23 protein-coding genes, 1 pseudogene and 1 other annotated feature are annotated in these 21,220 nt (G+C 48.7%); of the genes and pseudogenes, 19 read left to right on the top strand and 5 right to left on the bottom strand.

Annotation, left to right across the window (positions count from 1 at the left end):
• Nucleotides 1-49: 49 nt before the first annotated feature.
• From skT53_RS17995 to skT53_RS18005, 3 genes are read right to left on the bottom strand one after another with little or no spacing between them, the layout of a single operon-like run.
• The gene (locus skT53_RS17995; protein WP_200759137.1) at nucleotides 50-400 is read right to left on the bottom strand and encodes a DUF779 domain-containing protein; all 351 of its coding nucleotides are present in this window, start codon (nucleotides 398-400) and stop codon (nucleotides 50-52) included.
• A 54-nt stretch (nucleotides 401-454) separates the two neighbouring features.
• Nucleotides 455-1,975 (bottom strand): aldehyde dehydrogenase family protein, encoded by a 1,521-nt coding sequence (locus skT53_RS18000; protein ID WP_200759138.1) that lies wholly within the window; start codon nucleotides 1,973-1,975, stop codon nucleotides 455-457.
• A 20-nt stretch (nucleotides 1,976-1,995) separates the two neighbouring features.
• The gene (locus skT53_RS18005; RefSeq protein ID WP_200759139.1) at nucleotides 1,996-2,892 is read right to left on the bottom strand and encodes a R2-like ligand-binding oxidase; all 897 of its coding nucleotides are present in this window, start codon (nucleotides 2,890-2,892) and stop codon (nucleotides 1,996-1,998) included.
• Between the two features lie 147 nt (nucleotides 2,893-3,039).
• On the opposite strand from skT53_RS18005, the gene skT53_RS18010 reads away from it, so the two are divergent.
• The 16 genes from skT53_RS18010 (at nucleotide 3,040) to skT53_RS18715 (ending at nucleotide 17,436) form a co-directional block, all read left to right on the top strand.
• Nucleotides 3,040-3,729, top strand: coding sequence for a response regulator transcription factor (locus skT53_RS18010; RefSeq protein ID WP_200759140.1), 690 nt, complete (start codon nucleotides 3,040-3,042; stop codon nucleotides 3,727-3,729).
• Nucleotides 3,730-3,981: 252 nt separating this feature from the next.
• Nucleotides 3,982-4,506: a YqeG family HAD IIIA-type phosphatase gene (locus skT53_RS18015; protein WP_404828909.1), complete on the top strand. Its 525-nt coding sequence runs from the start codon at nucleotides 3,982-3,984 to the stop codon at nucleotides 4,504-4,506.
• 72 nt (nucleotides 4,507-4,578) lie between these two features.
• Nucleotides 4,579-5,691 carry a ribosome biogenesis GTPase YqeH gene (yqeH, locus tag skT53_RS18020; RefSeq protein ID WP_200759142.1) on the top strand — a complete coding sequence of 371 codons (1,113 nt, stop codon included), beginning with the start codon at nucleotides 4,579-4,581 and terminating at the stop codon, nucleotides 5,689-5,691.
• Between the two features lie 91 nt (nucleotides 5,692-5,782).
• Nucleotides 5,783-6,004: a hypothetical protein gene (locus skT53_RS18025; RefSeq protein WP_200759143.1), complete on the top strand. Its 222-nt coding sequence runs from the start codon at nucleotides 5,783-5,785 to the stop codon at nucleotides 6,002-6,004.
• A gap of 131 nt (nucleotides 6,005-6,135) precedes the next feature.
• Nucleotides 6,136-6,978 carry a shikimate dehydrogenase gene (locus skT53_RS18030; RefSeq protein WP_200759144.1) on the top strand — a complete coding sequence of 281 codons (843 nt, stop codon included), beginning with the start codon at nucleotides 6,136-6,138 and terminating at the stop codon, nucleotides 6,976-6,978.
• A gap of 21 nt (nucleotides 6,979-6,999) precedes the next feature.
• On the top strand, nucleotides 7,000-7,293 hold the full coding sequence (gene yhbY / locus skT53_RS18035; RefSeq protein ID WP_200759145.1) for a ribosome assembly RNA-binding protein YhbY: 294 nt from the start codon (nucleotides 7,000-7,002) through the stop codon (nucleotides 7,291-7,293).
• A 36-nt stretch (nucleotides 7,294-7,329) separates the two neighbouring features.
• On the top strand, nucleotides 7,330-7,935 hold the full coding sequence (gene nadD / locus skT53_RS18040; RefSeq protein ID WP_200759146.1) for a nicotinate-nucleotide adenylyltransferase: 606 nt from the start codon (nucleotides 7,330-7,332) through the stop codon (nucleotides 7,933-7,935).
• Nucleotides 7,922-8,497 (top strand): bis(5'-nucleosyl)-tetraphosphatase (symmetrical) YqeK, encoded by a 576-nt coding sequence (yqeK, locus tag skT53_RS18045; protein ID WP_200759147.1) that lies wholly within the window; start codon nucleotides 7,922-7,924, stop codon nucleotides 8,495-8,497. The genes nadD and yqeK overlap by 14 nt, the downstream gene beginning before the upstream one ends.
• A 57-nt stretch (nucleotides 8,498-8,554) precedes the next feature.
• Nucleotides 8,555-8,902, top strand: a complete 348-nt coding sequence (rsfS, locus tag skT53_RS18050) for a ribosome silencing factor (protein WP_200759148.1) — start codon at nucleotides 8,555-8,557, stop codon at nucleotides 8,900-8,902.
• Between the two features lie 100 nt (nucleotides 8,903-9,002).
• Nucleotides 9,003-9,761 (top strand): class I SAM-dependent DNA methyltransferase, encoded by a 759-nt coding sequence (locus skT53_RS18055; RefSeq protein WP_200759149.1) that lies wholly within the window; start codon nucleotides 9,003-9,005, stop codon nucleotides 9,759-9,761.
• A gap of 214 nt (nucleotides 9,762-9,975) precedes the next feature.
• Nucleotides 9,976-11,514: a cobyric acid synthase gene (locus skT53_RS18060; protein WP_226375280.1), complete on the top strand. Its 1,539-nt coding sequence runs from the start codon at nucleotides 9,976-9,978 to the stop codon at nucleotides 11,512-11,514.
• On the top strand, nucleotides 11,511-12,080 hold the full coding sequence (locus skT53_RS18065) for a cob(I)yrinic acid a,c-diamide adenosyltransferase (protein WP_200759151.1): 570 nt from the start codon (nucleotides 11,511-11,513) through the stop codon (nucleotides 12,078-12,080). Before skT53_RS18060 ends, skT53_RS18065 begins: the two co-directional genes overlap by 4 nt.
• Before the next feature lie 73 nt (nucleotides 12,081-12,153).
• The gene (locus skT53_RS18070) at nucleotides 12,154-13,455 is read left to right on the top strand and encodes a glycosyl hydrolase family 18 protein (RefSeq protein WP_200759152.1); all 1,302 of its coding nucleotides are present in this window, start codon (nucleotides 12,154-12,156) and stop codon (nucleotides 13,453-13,455) included.
• A 122-nt stretch (nucleotides 13,456-13,577) separates the two neighbouring features.
• Nucleotides 13,578-14,102 carry an SDR family NAD(P)-dependent oxidoreductase gene (locus tag skT53_RS18075; protein WP_200759153.1) on the top strand — a complete coding sequence of 175 codons (525 nt, stop codon included), beginning with the start codon at nucleotides 13,578-13,580 and terminating at the stop codon, nucleotides 14,100-14,102.
• A gap of 71 nt (nucleotides 14,103-14,173) precedes the next feature.
• Nucleotides 14,174-14,397: a binding site (T-box leader), on the top strand.
• A gap of 52 nt (nucleotides 14,398-14,449) precedes the next feature.
• A complete protein-coding gene (gene leuS / locus skT53_RS18080) occupies nucleotides 14,450-16,909 on the top strand; it encodes a leucine--tRNA ligase (protein WP_200759154.1) in 2,460 nt (819 codons plus the stop codon).
• Between the two features lie 50 nt (nucleotides 16,910-16,959).
• Nucleotides 16,960-17,436: a redoxin domain-containing protein gene (locus skT53_RS18715; RefSeq protein ID WP_226375281.1), complete on the top strand. Its 477-nt coding sequence runs from the start codon at nucleotides 16,960-16,962 to the stop codon at nucleotides 17,434-17,436.
• 64 nt (nucleotides 17,437-17,500) lie between these two features.
• On the opposite strand, the gene skT53_RS18095 is transcribed toward skT53_RS18715, so the two are convergent.
• Complete coding sequence (locus skT53_RS18095; protein WP_200759157.1) at nucleotides 17,501-17,890, bottom strand: LSm family protein; 390 nt, start codon at nucleotides 17,888-17,890, stop codon at nucleotides 17,501-17,503.
• A 608-nt stretch (nucleotides 17,891-18,498) separates the two neighbouring features.
• Here skT53_RS18095 and skT53_RS18100 point away from each other — a divergent pair.
• The 3 genes and pseudogenes from skT53_RS18100 to skT53_RS18110 form a co-directional block, all read left to right on the top strand.
• Nucleotides 18,499-18,963 (top strand): annotated as a pseudogene (locus tag skT53_RS18100) (PAS domain-containing protein); the annotation flags it as partial.
• Nucleotides 18,964-19,048: 85 nt separating this feature from the next.
• Nucleotides 19,049-19,762 carry a methyl-accepting chemotaxis protein gene (locus tag skT53_RS18105; protein ID WP_200759158.1) on the top strand — a complete coding sequence of 238 codons (714 nt, stop codon included), beginning with the start codon at nucleotides 19,049-19,051 and terminating at the stop codon, nucleotides 19,760-19,762.
• 3 nt (nucleotides 19,763-19,765) lie between these two features.
• Nucleotides 19,766-20,071, top strand: a complete 306-nt coding sequence (locus skT53_RS18110) for a methyl-accepting chemotaxis protein (RefSeq protein ID WP_226375472.1) — start codon at nucleotides 19,766-19,768, stop codon at nucleotides 20,069-20,071.
• 55 nt (nucleotides 20,072-20,126) lie between these two features.
• Here skT53_RS18110 and skT53_RS18115 read toward each other — a convergent pair whose 3' ends face one another.
• Complete coding sequence (locus skT53_RS18115) at nucleotides 20,127-21,212, bottom strand: D-alanine--D-alanine ligase (RefSeq protein ID WP_200759160.1); 1,086 nt, start codon at nucleotides 21,210-21,212, stop codon at nucleotides 20,127-20,129.
• Nucleotides 21,213-21,220 lie beyond the last annotated feature (8 nt).

The following is a 21,220-nucleotide window of genomic DNA, read 5'->3' on the forward strand; positions in this document are numbered from 1 at the left end:
TTATTTACCTAGTGATTCACGGCGTATGTGATACACGGTTCCGGGTCTGTCAGGAGATTTGTTCCCTTCGCAGTACAAGCCGGCTGCCGTAATCTGTTTCAATTGAAAAACTGTCGCCAAGTACGTTTGGTTCCACATCAATGACTTGCCGGAACCGGGAGCCGTCCGGGAAGACCAAGTGATTTGACAGATGTACCGCCACTTGATGATCTTCCCAAACGACGCGGGTTTCTTCACTAACCAAATAGTTTGCATACAGATAAGGGGCTGTGCTTTCGCAACAGCCGTTTGCAATCATCAAGACAAGCGGGCTTTGATAGTCATGGTAGATACGGTCAATCAACTCCCGTGCTGGTTTCGTAAAAACGAATTGGGGCAGGGGATGGGTATCGGGCAGCATAACGATCCCTCTTTTTGAATGGATTCAGTTGAACGTGATTTATTTCAAGCGGATTTAGTTAAACAGAATGTTCAACCAAGGCCTTTGTTCAATTTCAGAAGTCATTGACAGGTGAACGTGTTTGACTTGCGTGTATTCATCCAGCGCATGACGGCCCAACTCGCGCCCGAAACCGCTTTGTTTGTAGCCGCCAAACGGTGCGTCGCTGCGGAACATGTGCCAATCGTTGATCCAAACTGTACCGGCTTTTAATTCGCGGGCAATTTGCAGTGCTTTATTCGCATCACTTGTCCAAACGCCTGATGCCAGACCGTAAATCGTGTCATTTGCAATCTGGATCGCTTCTTCTACGGTGGAATAACGGATGACCGACAAGACCGGTCCGAAAATCTCTTCTTTCGCGATCTTCATATCGTTTGTCACATCGGCAAAAATTGTCGGTTCCACAAAATACCCGTTGTCAAGTCCGGCCCCTACAGCCCGGTTGCCGCCGCATACAAGCCGTGCTCCCTCTTGGATGCCCGCTTCAATATAACCAAGTACTGTGTCCAGTTGCTGTTTGGAAACAACAGGTCCCATACCGGTTGCAGGGTCTAGCGGATTGCCCAATCGAATTGATTTTGCTGCTTCTGCCAAACGGGATACGACCTCGTCATAAATCGAATCGTGAACTAATACGCGCGTACCCGATTCGCAAATTTGACCGGAATGAAGAAATACGCCAAACAGTATACCCGGAACCGCAAGCTCCAGATCCGCATCCGGCAACACAATGGATGGCGATTTTCCGCCCAATTCCAGTGTTACCCGTTTCACTGTGCCGGAGGCAAGCTGCATGATTCTTCTGCCAACTTCGGTGGAACCGGTAAACGCAACTTTATCCACTTGCGGATGTGTGACAAGCGTTTCGCCAACACTGGCACCGGGGCCTGCTATTACATTGAAGACACCGGCAGGAAGTCCTGCTTGCACCGCCAATTCGGCCAATTTTAATGTGGAAAGAGGTGTGTTGGAAGCTGGCTTCACGATAATGGTATTGCCCATGGCAAGGGCGGGAGCAAGCTTCCACATAGCCAAAATCATGGGGAAATTCCAAGCGGTAATGGCAGCCACAACACCGATCGGTTCCCGCCAGATTTGGTTGTTGTTGGAGGCAGGGAAAGAAACAACGGGCAGCGACTGAACGTAGGAATACTCCATTGCGAATTTTGCCGTCTGCTGCAATAAATCTGCTATTTGCAGGATGTCGGAGTTGCCTATCCGACGAATCGTACCGCCAGAACTGACGGATTCAAGAAATACCAGATCCTGTGCATGTTCCACAATTTTTTGGGCGAACTGCACTAAGACTTGTGCCCGTTCTTGCGGTTTTTTGCGCGACCAGACACCGGAATCGAACGTTTCCCGGGCGACTCTGATCGCTTCCTCTGCATCCTGTTTGGTGGCTTTGGCAACTTTGGCTACTACTGCACCAGTGGCGGGATTAACGACATCAAACGTTTCGCCGCTGCTCGCAGGGCGCCATTGTCCGTTAATAAAAAGAGGGAATTCCATCACTTGCATCGTTGTTGACATAGACATACCTCCAATTTTAATTACAGAACTCCTACAGATGCTTCAGTAGTTTTGTAAATTTCCTCCATTGTCTGGCCTTTTGCCCGTGCCAAGACGTCCATTCGGACCATAATCTGTTTTTGTGAAAATTGCATGGTTTCTTCAATCGGAACTTCAAACGCGCTGACTCCATTGTTTACTTCATACCCTTCCTGATTAAGGGCAAACGAGAGAGGAGCCAACTGTTCCATTCTTTTTTGGACAAGATCGAACAGATGAGGATGTTCGCAAATCAAACGCTGCAGCAGAAATGTTCCATAGCCGATATGGCGGGATTCATCCGTCTTCAGATAACCGATTCCTTTCATCAGACCAGGCATCAAACCTGCCTTGTTCAGCCCTTCGTAAAATGACCAGTAACCGGTTTCTGCCAACACTCCCTCGACAAACATATTGTAGACAACTGACGCCTCTGCAATTGCTTCCGGTGACTGGTCGTGCACCAACCGATCCATTGCCTCCGGAAGGATTTCGTAGAAAATTTTACGGTAGGTGGGTGTATGATGGTGCGACAAATCGCCCGTCTCGCCGATGGCGTTCAGGACCAAACGGAAAAATTCGGTATGTTTGGCTTCTTCAAACAGGAATGTCGTCAGAAACATTTCCTCTTCAATTCGTCCTTGTTTGGCAATTGTCATAATCAGCGGCAAAAGATCCAGTGTTACCGCTTCTTCACCCGCTTGGAACAGGGAAATCAAACGAAGCGTCTGTTCACGCTGCTGATCGTTTAATTTCTGATGCCAATCAATTTTGTCCTGGCTGAAATCGATGTCTTTCGGGTTCCATACGCCAAATCGTTTGGCTTTTTCATAGAGACGGTAAGGCAGTGAATCGGTTTGCAAACCCCTAGGACTTGTCGTGATAACTTCTGTTCTCATTGTGTACCCCTCCTTAGATTCAGTTAATTCAAAAAATAGAGAATTTTATTCGGTTTTATTTTTTGCTAAAATATAATTGCTTACCTTCATCATACGCGTCCTAGAAAAAGATGTTATCCCCCAAAAAGCAGGGAGGCGATTCATCTGATGGTCAGCGTGCAAATGAAACGATATATCGATCTGGCGAAGACCGCCGAAAATCATGAAGAAAAATTAGAGAGATTGCTTCGCGGATTCGTCGAACTGTTTCCGTTTGACCGGGCATCGCTTTATGCCTATTCTCCCTTGAGCCATTTTGGTCAAGGCTTGCTCGGAATCAACCAAGAAGGGGTATTTTCCATCGCGTTTATACAGGAAGACGTGCGAAGAATTCCACCCATCTATCGCGCCATACAGAACCTGCAGCCACAGTTTGCGCTGCATGTAGACCGGGAAAACTTGTTTCCTGATCGATATGTGCAGGAATTTCGTCTATCCTCCCTGGCAGTCGTTCCGATCAGCCATAATTCTACAGTGGTCGGCTGCGCATTGATGGATCGCAGTGACGGAAAGCTGCCAAGCGAACCGATTTTGCAATCTCTATACAATTACGGAACACTGATCGGGGAAACGGTCGGGTCTCCCGTTCGGATCGCCAGAAAAGGTTCGCTCAGCAAACGGGAGATCGAGGTGCTGCAGCGCATGTCCGATGGCGACAGCATCAAAGGAATGGCGGTTGAAATGGGCATCAGCGAGTATACGGTACGCGAGTACATTCAATCGGCGATGCGAAAAATGGGTGTACAGCACCGGGCGCAGGCTGTTGCAGAGGCGATCCGGCATGGAATGATAAGGTAGCCAGAAGCGGTTGGAGCCAATTCCAGCCGCTGGAAACTCCAGCCCTTTACTCTGCCGGAACGTATATAATTTTTGGGGGGCGTAAGCCCCTATATTTGTTGATAAAATCGTCCTGAGTGTACACGGTACGAGTACAAACTTTAGGATATCCTCTCGTGCAAAAAGGCCTGGGCTTCGTTCCAGGTTTTCTTTTTGGTTGTGCTTGCCATCCGATACTATGGTAGGATAAGAAAACAGGAACAACGCGTTGAGGTGACAAATTTGTTTAGACAATTGATTCCGTCGTTGTATGTAAAATCGATTTATGATATTGACCTGGATGCGTTGCAGGCACAGAAAATAAAAGGGATTCTGACCGATTTGGACAACACGTTGGTTGCCTGGAATTCGCCGGAGGTTTCGCCCGAGCTTGCCAACTGGTTGGCAGAACTGAAGCGAAGGGGAATGAAAGTCTGCATTGTCTCAAACAATAAACAGCCGAGGGTGGAAGGTTTTGCGCGCCAGTTGGGTCTTCCGTCGATATTTAGTGCAAAAAAGCCAATCCGCAAAGCGTTTCGGCAGGCTATGCGGTTGATCGGCACACAGCCGCATGAAACGGTTGTGATCGGAGACCAGATTTTTACGGATGTGTTAGGCGGCAATCGGATGGGATTATACACCATTCTTGTAATTCCGCTGGCCGAAAAAGAATTTATCGGCACGAAACTGCTTCGTGCGATGGAGCGTTTTGTGCTGAAAGACCTGCATCGCCGGGGGATGGTACCCTGGAAGAATTGACTGCATCGGAGAATCGTTAGCCGGAAGAATTCACTAAATGCGGGGGACTGAGAGAATGGAAGGATGGATCGAATGGACCCAGTGATCACGTGCAGAGGATGCGGCATTCAGTTGCAGACTGAGCATCCGGACAGGCCCGGTTATGCGCCTGCTTCTGCCATGACGAAGGAAACGCCGATTTGCCGCCGCTGTTTTCGAATCAAACATTACAGCGAGGTGTCGTCCGTTTCGGTTTTGAATGATGACTTTATCCGGATCGTCAGCGAAATTGGAGAAAAAGAAGCGTTTGTCCTGAAAGTGGTGGACCTGTTTGATTTCTCCGGTTCTTGGATTGACAATCTGCGAAAATACATAGGTAACAACCCTTTGTTTTTGGTGGCTAACAAAGTCGATTTGTTGCCAAAACAAACGAATCTTGAAAAGGCTTCCCGATGGCTGCAAAGGGAAGTCGAAAAAAAGGAGATTCAACTGGCGGGTACCGCGCTTGTATCGGCAGTTAAAGGAATTGGCATTGAGCGGGTGAAAACAGCCATTGAACGGCATGCAAACATGCGCGATGTGTATGTGGTCGGTACTGCAAATGTCGGGAAATCAACACTGATTAACCGATTGATCGGACTCTTTGGGGAAACGGGCGATGTGGAACTGACCACTTCACGCTTCCCGGGGACCACTCTGTCAGCTGTACGGGTTGAGATTCCGAACTATATACATCCGTTGATCGATACGCCCGGTATTCTAACAAATCACCGGCTGACAGATCTGGTTTGTGCAAAATGCTTAAAACTGATTGTTCCGGATCGGACGATTGACCCCCGCGTCTTTCAGTTGAACAGTCAACAGACGTTGTTTTTTGGCGGGTTGGCACGATTTGATTTCCTCAGCGGAGAGCGTCAGCCGTTTGTCTGTTATGTTGCCAATCAGTTAGAGATACACCGAACCAAGCTGGAAAACGCTGATTCTCTCTACGAAAAACATGTGGGCGGCTTGTTGGCGCCACCTTGCGATCAGTGTGGAAATCATTTGCGTGATTGGATTGTGCATAAACTGCAGTTGAAAAAAGGACAATCCACTGATATTGTGATCTCCGGACTCGGCTGGATTGCTGTGCACGGGGACGGCTGTCAGGTTAATGTCCATGTACCGCGCGGCGTAGATGTTTCTTTGCGACCCTCCGTAATCTGAACACGTAATTTTTTGACGAATTAAATCATAGCCGCTCGAATCTATGCATACGGTAATATACCAATCTTTTACGGGGTATGGGGGGAAAGAGATGAGCAACGTTCAGACACAGGAGTCCAAACGGTTAGTTGAGCGATGTATGGATAACGCATTTCACTGTAACCCTCTGCGTATGGATGAGTTGATCGACCGTTTGCAAAGGGAAGTTTCGTTGGTTCGTCGCGAAGACCCATCGCTTGACGGATATCATCTACACGATGTTAAAGTGTCGTTTCGGCAGGGAGTCGTACTTCATATCGATTTCCGAAGATAGCCGTCAAAATGGTTTCGAACATTTCACACTCTGTTTGTTTACACGGCCATTGCAAGACCGTGTAAACAAACAGGGTGATTTTTTATTTCTTAAAAATTTGGTATAGTAGGATGGAGTTGGGGGGGAGAACCATGAATTCGAATGGGCATTTAACTTTAATCGGTTTGTTCGGTCATCCGATACATCATTCCCGGTCGCCACTCATGCAAAATGCAGCGTTTCGCGCTAAAGGACTCCCGTATACATATGTCGCGTTTGATGTTTTTCCCGAACAACTGAAAACGGCTGCGGAAAGCATTCGGATATTGGGGATGCGCGGCGTTAACGTAACAATTCCGCATAAAGTGGATATCATGGCTTGTCTGGATGAATTGAGTCCAGCAGCGAAACTGATTGGTGCAGTCAACACAGTTGTCAATGAAAAAGGTACACTGATTGGACATAATACGGATGGGAGCGGCTATGTCCGTTCACTTTTGGAAGAAACAAGATTATCATTGCCTGATGCGAACGTTTTGGTGCTGGGAGCAGGTGGTGCAGCGCGGGCAGTAGCGGCGGCAATGGCACTGCAGGGCGCCAAACGGATTCAAATCGTCAACCGGACGCCGGAAAAGGGGCGTGAACTTGCCGAACGTCTTGGGACGTTTTGTCCGGCGGAAGCAGTTTCCTACCAGGATTTACCGGAATTGGTCAGTGAAGCAGACCTGCTGGTCAATACCACATCGGTTGGCATGCACCCAAATGAACAGGAGATCCCGCTTCCGCCAGACCTTTTGCATGAAAAATTGGTGGTATCCGATCTGATTTATAATCCGCGTCAAACTCGTTTACTGTGGGAAGCGGCCAAGCGGGGTGCAAAGACGCATGGTGGATTGGGAATGTTCATATATCAAGGGGCGGAGGCGTTCACGCTGTGGACAGGTGAGGATGCGCCTGTCGAACTGATGCGGAAAACCATCGAATCGTCGCTCTAATTTTTTGAAAGGAAGATCTGCATGCTGACAGGCAAACAAAAAAGATATCTGCGTTCGTTGGCGCACCACCTTAACCCGGTCATGCAGGTAGGGAAAGGCGGTGTGTCGGATAACATGCTGGAACAGGTGTCGCTGGCGCTTGAAGCGCGCGAACTGATCAAAATATCGGTTCTCAACAATTGTGAATACGACAAAGAGGAAGTGGCGGAACAGCTGGCGGACGGCACGAACGCCGAACTGGTCCAATTAATCGGTAAAACGGTCGTTTTATACAGGGAATCGGCCGAACAAAAGCAGATCGAACTGCCGCGCTAAAAACAGATTCGATCTGCCATACGGGAGTGATAAGGAGTGAAAATTGGGCTTTTTGGGGGCACCTTTGATCCCATCCACATTGGACACATGGTGGCGGCCCGCGTGGCGTTGGAAGCTCTGGGTCTGAACCGGGTCATTTTCATTCCAACCGGATTTCCCCCGCATAAAATGGGGGTTTCCGTCACCCCTGCTGAAAAACGGCTGCAGATGGTAGTGTTGGCTGCCGGGTACGATCCCGTTTTTTCCGTGTCTGATTGGGAACTCACACAGCAGGGGCCGTCTTATACGGTGGATACGCTGACTCATTACAGGTCTGAATATCCTGCTGACGAGTTATACTTTATTATGGGGGCCGATATGCTGCACGATTTCCCGAACTGGCGGCAACCGGACAAGATCCTGCAGTTGGCCCGCTTAGTTGGGATGGCGAGACCAGGTTTTGACCTTGATAAATGCCAAGCGCTTTTGCAAAAGGAGATTCCCGGCAGTGAAGAGCGGGTTTATTTTGTTGACATGCCCGGTCTTGAGATATCTTCCACATGGTTAAGAGAACGAATCCGCAATCGGCAGGCAGTTGATTTTTTGATTCCTGACCGGGTGATTCATTTTATCGAGGAGAATCGGTTGTATGACGGAGAGTGAAATTCGCGAGAAAGTCAAATCGGCCTTGAAAGAAAAGCGGTTTCAGCATGTAGAAGGGGTTGTCGAAACGGCTGACCGTTTGGCCCGAAAATATGGCGTCAATCCGGAACAGGCGAGGTTGGCCGCCTGGATCCATGATTATTGTAAGGAATGGTCAGAGGAAAAACTGGTTCAGGTGGCGAAAGAATTAGGTATAGACGATTCCTATTTTGAAGTGACCGAATTGCTTCACGGCCACATTGCGGCTGAAATTGCGCCGCAGGAGTTCGGAATTGTCGATCCGGAAGTGAGGAACGCCTGCCGCTATCATACATCCGGTCGGGCGAACATGACACTGCTTGAAAAAGTGGTTTACCTGGCCGATGCAATTGAACCGGGGCGTGACTATCCTGCTGTGGAGGACATTCGCAAGGTGGCAGAAGAGGATCTTGACAAGGCAGTCGCTCTGTCGATGGACAACACGATTGAGTTCCTGTTAAAACGTCGGCTCCCCATCTTTCCGCTGTCTGTCGTTGCACGAAATGATCTGTGGCGGAAACAGAAGGACAGCCGGGGACGTTGAGACTCTTTTGGCATAAAATGCAGTAAAACCATTCTTAATTTCCTAGGAGGCAAGTGCATGGGTGAAAAAACGGTGGAATATGCTCGTTTGGCTGCTGCGGCGGTCGCAGACAAGAAGGCGAAAGACATTGTTATGCTCGACATACGAGGATTGTCGGTAATAGCGGATTACTTCGTCTTATGCAGCGGAAATTCCACTACTCAGGTGCAAGCTATCGCAAAAGCGGTAAAGGAAAAGATGGGGCAGAAAGGGATTACAGTTAAAGGGATGGAAGGGTACGACGAGGCAAAATGGGTTTTAATCGATTGCGGAGACGTGGTGGTTCATGTGTTCCGGGAAGAAGAAAGGGAATTTTACAATCTTGACCGAATTTGGAGCGACGCACACGAGTTGAGTATCGTATAATAAATGATTGGCCCGGTTCTTCGCGGAATCGGGTTTTTTTAACAGCTTTAAACGGCCTTCTGCCAGCAGTCTGGACAGAAGTTTGATTTGGGGTGATGAGATGCAGGGGTCTACGTATCGCGATTTTGCGGAATTTTACGATATGCTGATGGAAGATGCTCCCTATGATCTGTGGTTGGGGCTGTTTACAGAATCGATGCAGCAGGAATTTGGCGGGGACCGTCGCTTGAAAGTCGCCGACATTGGCTGTGGAACCGGCACATTATCCATCCGTTTGATGGAGTTGGGACATCAGGTATGTGCGGTTGACTTGTCAGAGGACATGCTGGTGCGGGCGCAGGCGAAACTGAATCGCCCCACACCTTTTTTGCGGTTCTTGCAGCAGGATATGCGGCATTTGCGGCTGCCGGAAGCGGTTGACTGTGCCGTGTCGTTTTGCGATTCTCTCAATTATTTGCGGGAGGAAACCGATTTGTTGGCGGCGTTCCAATCCATTCGCTCCCAATTGAAACCGGACGGCGTTTTTCTGTTTGACATGCATACGCCGTATCATTTGGAACAGGAGTTGGGCCAAGAGACGTTCTATGATATTCGGGAGGACATTGCGTACATCTGGCAAAGTCGATTTGATGGACGGCGGTGTGAAGTAGAATACGATGTGACTTTTTTTGCCAAAACGGAAGCGGATGTGTATCGTCGATTTCAGGAAACCCATTGGCAGCGGGCTTATCCGCGAGAAGTGATTGAAGGGCTGCTTCGCCAGGCAGGATTTGAAAAAGTAACATGCGGTGCTGATTTTCACTGGAACGAACCGGGCGAAGGAGCGAAAAGGTATTTTTTTAAAGCGAAGATACGGTAAACAATTTGATTGGCAGAAAGGTTCCATTCAAGTAAACTGTTGATAAAAGCTACATGCAGGGAACCGGGTGAAATTCCCGGGCGGTCGCGCCACTGTAAAGCCAGACCCCTTATGATGCTCGGATGTGCAGATTGCCCTCGCGAATTGGGGTACACCTTTCAAGAATTGCTGGAACTCCCTCTTTCGCGATTGCTGGATGAAAGGGGGAGTTTTGTTGAGTTTACGGTTGATGGTGCAGGGAACCTCCAGTGACGTCGGGAAAAGTTTGTTGTGTACGGCGCTCTGCCGGATTTTTGCTAGAAAAGGGTACCGGGTCGCGCCTTTCAAATCACAAAATATGGCGCTCAACTCGTATGTAACGAGTGACGGCAAGGAGATTGGCCGGGCGCAGGGTGTTCAGGCCGAAGCTGCCGGCGTGGAAGCGACGGTCGACATGAATCCGATTTTATTAAAGCCCAAAGGGGATATGACATCACAAGTGGTGGTGCGCGGTGTTCCCTTACAGGATATGTCGGCTGTCGAATATCGGCAGAATTATATTCCGCAGGCTCTGCAGGTGGTTAAGGAGTCGCTGGACCGTTTGCGAAGCGAATTTGAAGTATTGATTATCGAAGGGGCAGGCAGTCCGGCCGAGATCAATTTGAAAAGCCGGGACATCGCGAATATGAAAATAGCCGAACTGGCAGACGCACCTGTGATTTTGGTGGCGGATATTGATCGGGGCGGCGTCTTCGCATCGATTGTCGGTACGCTGGAACTGCTTGAGGCGGCGGAACGAAACCGGGTGAAAGGCTTTATTATCAATAAATTTCGCGGCGATATTCGCCTGCTTGCGCCAGGCATTGACTGGCTGGAAAAACGGACTGGAATTCCGGTGCTTGGCGTAGTTCCCTATCGGCGGAATCTCTATATTGAAAGCGAGGATTCGGTTGTATTGGACAGCTTAACTGCGGCGGCCGCAGGACAAAACCAGATTGATGTAGCGGTGATCCGGTTTCCCTTTATCTCCAATTTTACGGATGTGGATCCGCTGCGGTTTGAGCCGGATGTATCGCTGCGCTTTGTAGCTGACGTTGATCAGCTTGGAATGCCGGATTTAGTCATCTTGCCGGGAACTAAAAACACGGTTGACGATCTGGTTTGGCTGAAACGATCCGGTTTGGCGGAGGCAATCCGGTGTCGGGCAAAAGATGGCCGGGTCCTGGGCATTTGCGGCGGCTATCAGATGTTGGGCAGCCGTCTGTTTGATCCCGATTTTGTCGAGTCTGACCTGCCGGAATTAGAAGGATTGGGGTTGTTGGACGTGACAACCCGGTTTTTACCTCAGAAAACAACGGTTCAGGCGCAAGGAACCGTTTTAACGCTGCCAGCCCAATCGGCTGTTTTGTCCGGTCTGCCAGTGGAAGGATACGAAATCCATATGGGGCAGTCGGAGCGGGGAAAACGGGTGGCCCCCTTTTGCCGGCTGGAAAGTGAAAATGGCCGAAAACAGGAAGAGGGAGCGGTGAACGAAACAGGCACTGTGATCGGTACGTATTTACACGGTATTTTACATAACGATTCATTCCGCAGAATCTTATTGGATCAGATTCGGATCGGGAAAGGACTCGCACCGCTTGAAACAACAGTATCCAATCACCGTCGGCGGCAGGAAGCGTTTGACGAATGGGCCGATACGGTGGAAACGGAGCTTGATATGGAACGCCTTTTTTCGATCATGAAAATGTTTGAGGAAAGAAGTGTGATCAAATGAAAATCTATACGCGAACAGGCGACAAAGGAATGACAGGCGTGATTGGCGGACGCGTCCGGAAAGATTCGATCCGGGTCGAGGCTTACGGTACCGTTGATGAGCTGAATTCGTTCGTTGGCCAGGCGATTGTTTTGATGGACCGCAGCAAATATCAAGATATGATTGCCGATTTGACGGAAATTCAGCACGAATTGTTTGATGCAGGCGGCGATTTGGCATATGTAAAAGCACCGGAAGGGTCGCAGATCACATACAAAATCAATGCAGACATGGTCACTCGTCTGGAACAGTGGATTGATCGGTACGATGCGGAGTGTCCACCCATTAAACGATTTGTTTTGCCGGGCGGGAGCCCTGTTTCGGCTGCTCTGCATGTTTGCCGAACGGTCGCCAGGCGGGCGGAGCGGCGGGTGGTAACGCTTGCGGAAGAAGAGCCGATCAATCAAGAGGTGCGTCGCTATTTAAACCGCCTGTCCGATTTTTTCTTTGCGGTGGCTCGAACCGCCAATGTTCGCGAAGGTATGGGGGATGTCGAGTACAAACGCGGCGGGGAAGTGTTCGGATAAGAAAAAATAGTTTTATGTCAACTTGTCCTCCTCATATAGTAGGTAACAGCCACGCTGTAAGGGAGGACAAATTATGTTTGTACATGTTGTAAAGGCAGGAGAGACACTTTATTCCATTGCAGAACTTTACGACGGTACGGCAGAACGAATCAGGGCCGCCAACCAATTGCAGGGAGATGATATTGTTCCTGGCATGGGCCTGATCATCCCGGCAGGCCCGAGCACCACATTAGAGCGTTATGTAATCCAACCGGGTGATACGCTGGAATCCATCTCGCAGCAAAAGAAACTTCCCCCGTTTATTGTCCGAGCCAGCAATGAGCGGTTTGCCGAACAGAGCCTGGAGCCGGGGAAAACAATCTGGCTGCCGGTTCCGGTCCGTTCGCATCGTTTGATCGATGTGCACGCGTTTCTGATCCCGACGGGAAGCGAACTTGATGAGGAGATTTTGCATGACACGGCAGACTGTCTGACATTTGCCGACCTGTTCAGTTATCAAGTGCAACGTGATGGAACCCTGAGTGATCTATCGGATGCAAAGGCGCTCAGCAAAATGCGGCAGGAAAGAGTGGGAGCGTTTGCTACCATCACCAATTTTGACGGGTCGCAGTTCAATCCGGAACTTGCCCGCTGGATCATAAAAGACCGACAGCTGCGCCGCCAAACCATTCAAAACATCTTGCATCTTGTTCAATCAAAAGGCCATTATGGGATTAACATCGATTTTGAACATCTGTATCCGCAGGATCGGGCCTATTTTACCGCTTTTGTCCGGGAATTGTCAGAATGCGCGCAGCCTCAAAAGATTCCGGTAGCGGTTACGTCCGGTCCCAAAACGGCTGACAATCCTTCTAACCCCTGGGTGGGAGCCTACGATTATCCAGCGTTGGGTCAAATCGCCGACCAGATTATTCTGCTCACGTTTGAATGGGGATGGGCGGGTGGTCCGCCGATGGCGATCGCTCCTTTGCATATGATACAAAAAGTCATTTGTTATGCGTCGTCTGTAATGCCGGCCGATAAAATTTTTATGGGCATGGCGCTTTACGGATACAATTGGCCGATGCCGTTTCGAGAGGGGCAGCGGGCGGCGGGAATTTCGCCGCAAGCTTCCATTCAACAGGCGGTCCGGGCAAACACGCATATTCATTTTCATCCGGAATCGGCTTCTCCCACATTCGTGTATCGGGGCGCTGACCAAGAACTGCGCCAGGTTTGGTTTGAAGATGCCCGTTCGATTTTGGCCAAACTGCATCTTGTTCAGGAACATGGACTGCGCGGCATCAGTTACTGGATGTTGGGACATTCGTTTCCGCAAAATTGGACAATTCTTCAGGATACGTTTAAAGTTCGAAAAGTATTTTTTCGGACTTGATTTTTTTCAATCATCAGGTCAAGTTTTAAGATTCTGGTTCCACATGGTATAAATAGGACAAGTCGTAAAAAACGGGGGATATATGATGCGGTTACAGGGAAAAGTGGCAGTGATTACCGGCGGTGGATACATATGGAAAAATTGATGTGATGTTTAACAACGCGGGCACTGGTGTCAACAAGCCGTTACTGCAGCATGAACCGGAGGATTACGACAAAGTTGTAAAAGTCAACCAGTATGGAGTCTACTATGGGATTCTGGCGGCAGGTCGCAAAATGCAGCAGATCGGTAGCAAAGGCGTCATTATCAACACCGCGTCTGTCTATGCATATGTTGGCACACCGGGTGTGATAGGGTATCATGCGGCAAAAGGGGCGGTCCGCATCATGACGCAGGCAGCAGCGCTCGAATTGGCTCCTTACGGAATTCGCGTTGTGGGGGTTGCACCCGGCGGTGTAGATACACAAATGCTGCAGGGATATAAAGATGCGGGTCTGGAAGATGTAATGGCACGCAAACATATGCGCCGCAGGCTGTTGACACCGGAACAGATTGCCAATGTGGTTGCCTTTCTTGCATCTGACGAATCGGATGTGATCAACGGCAGCATCGTGATGGCAGACGACGGGTTGGTGGAGTTCAGATAATTGTCGATTCTTGACAAAGGATTGCCCCTTTGCGTATACTTACAATCGTATATTTATAACGAAATGAAAAGGGTAATGTGTGGATGAGGAGTAGTACCCGAGTAAGAACCTTTCAGAGAGTCAACGGTTGGTGGGAGTTGACAGGTTACATACGGTGAACTCACCTCTGAACAGTTGCGGGGATTTTGGTACCTGTAAACGTCTCGTCCTCGTTATCGGACGTTCGAGTGGGCAGACAAAATCTGTCAAGCAGGGTGGTACCGCGGGAATTGACATCAAACCTCTCGTCCCTAGCATGTTTTGCAGGGCGAGGGGTTTTATTATGTGGTGGAATGGGGGCAATCCGGATGAGTGAAAGAAAATATGCTCCGGGCGAAATCGAGAAAAAGTGGCAGGAACAATGGGAAACGAACGGAATTTACAAAACGAAAGAAGCGACCGATAATCCGTATTTTTATTGTTTGGAGATGTTCCCGTACCCGTCCGGACGTCTTCACATGGGGCATGTGCGGGTCTATTCGATCGGTGACGTCGTTGCCCGTTTTAAACGGATGCAGGGATTTAACGTACTGCATCCGATGGGCTGGGATGCGTTTGGTATGCCGGCTGAAAACGCTGCCATCAAGAACAAAAGCCATCCGGCACCGTGGACATATGACAATATTGATTTTATGCGGAAACAGCAAAAAGAATTAGGGGTATCATACGATTGGGATCTGGAAGTGACCACCTGCCGTCCGGATTACTATAAATGGACGCAGTGGTTGTTCCTGCTGTTTTATAAAAGAGGACTTGCCTACAAGAAAAAAGGGGCGGTTAACTGGTGCCCCGAGTGTGCCACCGTACTGGCCAATGAGCAGGTGGAAGAGGGCTGCTGCTGGCGCTGCGGCACGGAAGTGGTGAAAAAAGATCTTGAACAATGGTATCTGCGAATTACCGATTATGCGGAGCGGTTGTTGACCGATTTGGACAAACTGTCCGGTTGGCCTGAGCGGGTAAAAACCATGCAGCGGAATTGGATTGGCAAATCAAACGGTACCGAGATCATTTTCGGAATCGATAAGCACGACGGTCTGATTACCGTGTTTACCACCCGTCCTGATACGTTGTACGGTGTAACCTATCTGGTATTGGCGCCGGAACACCCCGTGATTGAACGAATTACCCGCAAATCGAAGAAAAAAGCAGAAATTCAAGCATTTATTGAAGAAGTCCGCAAGAAGTCAGAGATTGAACGGACATCGGTGGATTCTGAAAAAATTGGCATGTTTACAGGTGAATATGCGATTCATCCCAAAACGGGTGATCCGGTTCCCATCTGGATCGCAAACTATGTATTGCCCGATTATGGAACAGGTGCGGTCATGGGCGTACCGGCACACGATCAGCGGGATTTTGAGTTTGCGACCAAATACAACCTGCCGATTCGGGTTGTGATTCAGCCGGAAGCTGGTGAATTGCAGCTTCCTCTGACGCAAGCTTATACGGAAGATGGTCGATTGGTTGACTCTGACAAATTTACCGGTTTGCCCAATTTGGAAGCGATCGACGTCATTTCCGCCAATTTGGAGCAAGAAGGCAAAGGGGAACGGAAAACTTCCTACCGTTTGCGCGACTGGCTGATCTCTCGCCAGCGCTATTGGGGATGTCCGATTCCAATTGTGTATTGTGACAATTGCGGTACGCAGCCAGTACCAGAAGATCAACTGCCGGTTCTTCTGCCTGAACAGGTCGAGTTTGAAGTGGCGGGTAAATCTCCATTGGCAACGAACGAAAACTTTGTTCATACCACATGTCCTTCTTGCGGCGGCCATGCAATCCGCGAAACGGATACGATGGATACGTTTATCGATTCTTCCTGGTACTATATGCGGTATCCGTCTGCCAAAAAGAATGACGGACCGTTTGATACCGACGTGGTAAACCGATGGCTGCCGGTTGACAAGTATATCGGTGGCATTGAACATGCTGTGCTGCATTTGCTGTATTCCCGCTTTTTCACAAAAGTGCTGTTCGACGCCGGTCTGGTCAATTTTGAAGAGCCGTTTGAAAGTCTTTTGACCCAGGGCATGGTGATCAAAGAAGGCGCCAAAATGTCCAAATCAAAAGGAAATGTGGTCTCACCGGAAGACATTGTCAACAAATATGGTGCCGATACAGCCAGACTGTTTATTCTATTTGCGGCGCCCCCCGATCGGGACTTGGAATGGAACGACCAGGCGGTTGAGGGTGCATACCGGTTCCTGGGTCGAGTATTCCGCCTTGTTGATACACATTCGGCTCTGTTTGCCAACCGGCCGGCCATAAATGTGACCGGATCTGATGAGAAAAGACTATGGCAGCAAACTCATTATGCGATTAAAAAAGTAACAGAAGACATCAGTGAGCGCTATCAATTCAACACGGCGATTTCTGCCGTTATGGAATTGGTAAACGCGGTATACGCGTATCCGGAAACAGCAGATAAAGGTGTCAAGCTGAATGCGATCCAAACTGTAATTTTGCTGCTTTCCCCGATTGTGCCGCATATTACGGAAGAGTTGTGGCGGATGGTCGGACACACGGACAGCGTGCATCAACAAGACTGGCCCGTTTTTGATCCGGCCGCTCTGGTTCAGGACGAAATCGAATACGCTGTGCAGGTAAACGGCAAATTGCGTGATCGAATTGTCGTTTCAAAAGACACGGCAGAGGACGAAATTAAGGAACTTGCGATGAAGTCCGATAAAGTCAGTGAAGCGATGGCGGGCAAACCGATCAAGAAATGTATCGTAGTCCCCGGTAAACTGGTCAACATTGTAGTTTGACAGAATTTGGGCATAATGAATGGTATCGACAACAAAGGAAGGATGAGAACATGGTTCCGAATGTTGGCGAACCGGCCCCCGAGTTTGAACTGTCTTGGACACGCGGCAAGCAGAAAGTCAGATTATCTGATTACCGCGGTCGAAAAATGATATTGCTGGCGTTTTTTCCGCTGGCGTTTACACCTGGCTGAATTACGGAACTGGCCCTCTGGAAGAGGGATTACCAGCGGATTCAAGAAGCGGGTGCGGAAGTGCTGGCTGTTAGTGTCGATCAAATTTATTCGCTCAATGTGTTCAATGCGTCACTCGGCATGCTTCCGTATCCTCTGTTGTCCGATTGGCATCGGACAACTGCCAAAATGTACGGAGTTCTGGATGAGCAGATGCAGGTGGCAAAACGAAGCGTTTTTGTGATTGATCAACAGGGCGTCATCCGTTATCGAAATTTGCAGTTCAAAGCGCAGGAACAGTCGGATTACGAGACAGTGCTGCAGCAATTGGAGCAAGTATCCGCCGTTCAGAAATAGGAAATACCGCATAGGGCCGCTGACAGCGGCCCTAACTATTAGCAAAACCAATATCCCCTAAGAATCACCAATACACTCTTCGCGTGACTCCGTATCTAGGTACAACTGCGCGGTACCCGGGCGCATATCCTCCTGCCCGGTATCCCCAGCTGCCCCAAGCCGCCGCCCAGAGACCGAGAATCAATGCCCAAGCGATTAACCACCAGGCTGCAAACCAAACAGGCGCCGCGTTTACATCATCAGGCGCAGAATTGGCCTCCTGCTGGATGGAGGCATCTGCGTGTTGCACAACCAATTCGTCTGCATTGGCGGCAGCGTGAACGGGACCCAAAGGACGGACAATGATTCCGTCATCCGTAACCGAATGGAGTACACCGTGGTAAATCTTCCCGTCCTTATGGCGGACTGCAACATTCTTTCCTACCAAACCTTTTGCGCGTTGCTGAATGTTCATTGATTGTTCACCACCTCTTCGTAAGGATGATGTATTAACAGATTTGGTTTCAATGATTTGCGTAAAGAGAAAGCCGGAAGTGGGCTTCCGGCTTTCCGGTGTTTTTCAATCTTAGTAGGCTCCTCCGCCTGCACCGTATCCGTAGCCAGGAACGAGCAGGAAGAAGAGAACAAAGATGATCAAGAATACAACTGCCCAGCGGGTATATCCTCCAAATACTCCGTACATGAAAAGCCCCCCTTTTTTTTCAAAGATGGTATACGGTATGAGGCAGATACTTGCTTCGGAACGGTATTCGTCCATCCTGCCTCCCCATTTGAGTATTTCTGTTGACGTGACATGAAAAACGCCCCCTATTTCGCTGCACGCGCCAATCACTTGTGAAGATTACCAGTAAAAAAGTGATTCTATATGTGCTACAGTTAAAGGTATGTATGCCAAATAACCTTTCATAAGATCGTTGCAGATTTTATCTGAAAATGGGCTTGGAACTTAAGTTTGACCTTTGAGCTGGAAGTGAGGGGTGATTTGATGGCTTCCATTGACTTCACTGTACTGAAGGACGATCTTTTAGAAATCCTGGCATTTTCATATGATGGTACGTAACAGACGGCCAAGGTATTACATTATATGTCAATAAAGGACTTGAGCGGAATTTTCAAGCTTCCGCAGAGGAGTTGATTGGCAGAAATGTTGCCGTTAGACCTTCGGTAGCCCTGAAGGTACTGCAAGAACGTAAAAGGGTAACGATGATCCAGGAAACGAAGTTTGGGAAACGTGTTATGGCTACTGGAAATCCCATTTTTGATAGTGAAGGAAATATTAAACGGGTTGTGTGTAATTCGAGAGATATTACCGAACTGCTGACGTTAAAAGAACAATTGAAAGAAATAGAGGCACAGGTAGAACGTTATCGTTCAGAATTGCTCGAACTCCGCGAAAATGTTACCGATATTCCGGGACTGATTACGAAAAGCGAAGTAATGAAGAGAACTGTAAACCTAATTCATAAATTGGGTAAAGTAGATTCAACGGTGTTAATTCAAGGTCAATTTAATGGACAAAGAAGTTAAGGCCGGACATGTAACGCTTGAAGAAGCTTAAGAAATTGTACGCCAAGAGATTCTTGGCAAAAAAGGGGCAGATAATAAACGCCCAATGAATCCACGTTATGTTATCGGTCAGAGAGGATATATTTTTGCTGTCAATAAGAATGCGATATCCGTAATGAACCCTTCCATTGAGGGACAAGATCTTACGAATCTGAAAACGGAAGATGGAGTCATGCTGGGTCAGGAACTTGTTCAAACAGGAACAAATGGCGGCGGGTCTTTTTCATATATGTGGCCTAACCCCATTACCAAAGCAGTAGAATCAAAAATTACTTATGTGGAAGCGGAGCCGAACTGGGGTTGGATTGTAGCCGCAGGGGCTTATTTAAGTGAGTTCAACCAGGGAGCCAATCAGGTTCTATACCTTCTTCTTATTACTTTAGGAATTGCCCTCATAATTGGGGCTGCTGTTGTTTGGCTGTTTACGAATCATATTATGAAACCGATCTCACTGATGGTGGAGCAGGTCGAAAAGGTGTCCCACGGAGATTTAACCATTGAGTCGATATCGGTGAAAATTAAAGATGAAATTGGCCAATTGGCAAATGATTTTAATACTATGACAAGCAACTTGAAAAAATTGATTCGTCAAGTGGCGCTTTGTTCTGAACAAGTAGCTGCCTCATCGGAAGAGTTAACGGCAAGTGCCGAACAGTCCAATCAAGCAGCGGAAAACAATGCGGCGATTATACAGGAATTGGCGGAAGAATCTTCTCAATCGGCCAAAAAAATAGGGGAGTATGTGGTGACCATCCAATAAGGAATCCACAAAGCGGTTGAATCCATGGAAGCGGGCACGAAAGATGTAGCCGTAGGAATTGATGTGGTGAATACGGCGGGTGCCTCATTTGAACAGATTCAACAGTCCGTAGCGGAAGTGGCGACTCAAATCCAAGAGGTATCTGCGGCGATTCAACAACTGTCAGCAGGTGCGGAACAAGTGGTTCGGTCAATAGACCAGATCACAATGGTAGCAGAAAAGGCCGCAGCCGGCACACAGAATGTATCCGCATCGACTCAAGAACAATTGGCATCGATTGAATACGATCCAGAAGGAATTCAGTTTTAAGTAAATAATGAAAACCCTCTATCAAATGTATAGATAGAGGGTTTTCTGTGAGCGGTTAGCCGGATATCTGATTTTTCTCACGGTGGCGTTCCAGTGCCAGCCCGATCAATTCGTCCAATAGGTTTTCATAAGACAGTCCGGTCGCTTCCCATAACTTCGGGTACATGGAATACACGGTAAAACCGGGGAATGTATTGATCTCGTTGACGAGCAATCGTCCGGTTTCACGTTCCAGGAAAAAATCGACGCGCGAAAGACCTGACCCATCAATCGCCCGATACGCTTGAAGCGCCAATTTGCGTACTTCCGACATCTTTTGATCGGTCAATTCGGCCGGAATTATCAACTCTGATGTGCCGTTCACATATTTCGCGTTATAATCATAAAAATCTGCCTTCGGTACAATTTCGCCCGCAACCGATGCACGCGGCTCGTCGTTGCCAAGCACGGCCACTTCAATTTCACGTGCGTTGACCGCTTCTTCCACGACGATCTTTCGATCGTATCGGGCTGCTTCCCGCATGGCCAGAATCAAACTTTCACGATCTTTCGCTTTCGAGATTCCTACAGAAGAACCTAAATTGGCAGGCTTAACAAAGCAGGGGAAACCCAACTCCCTCTCAATATCGCTTAGGATGGACTCGGAGTTTTGCTCCCAATGATGACGCAGATACACCTTGTATTTGCACTGCGGCAGTCCGGCGTGGGCAAAAGCTGACTTCATCATTGCCTTGTCCATGCCTACAGCGGACGCAAGCACACCGGCGCCTACATAAGCAACGTCCAGCAGTTCAAACAATCCCTGGACGGTTCCGTCTTCTCCATGCGGACCATGCAAGACCGGAATAATCACGTCGACTGATCGAAGGGAGGAGTCGGGCAAAAAATTGCCATTCTCCGAGGGGACCGCTGTCGATCCCACAAGAATCCTTTTTCTTAAGGAATCGGGAATCTCTGCTCCTAATTCTTCAAAAGAGCTGAGTCCCACATGCCAAACGCCCTGCTTGCTGATTCCGATTGGCAGAATATCGTATTTTTCGCTGTTGAGATTTTCCATTACAGATCGGGCCGAATGAATCGACACTTCGTGTTCGCCCGACTGGCCTCCGAATATAACACCCACCCGGATTTTTTGCGACAAAAAAAGTC

This window comes from Effusibacillus dendaii, from assembly GCF_015097055.1.
Lineage (GTDB): Bacteria > Bacillota > Bacilli > Tumebacillales > Effusibacillaceae > Effusibacillus > Effusibacillus dendaii.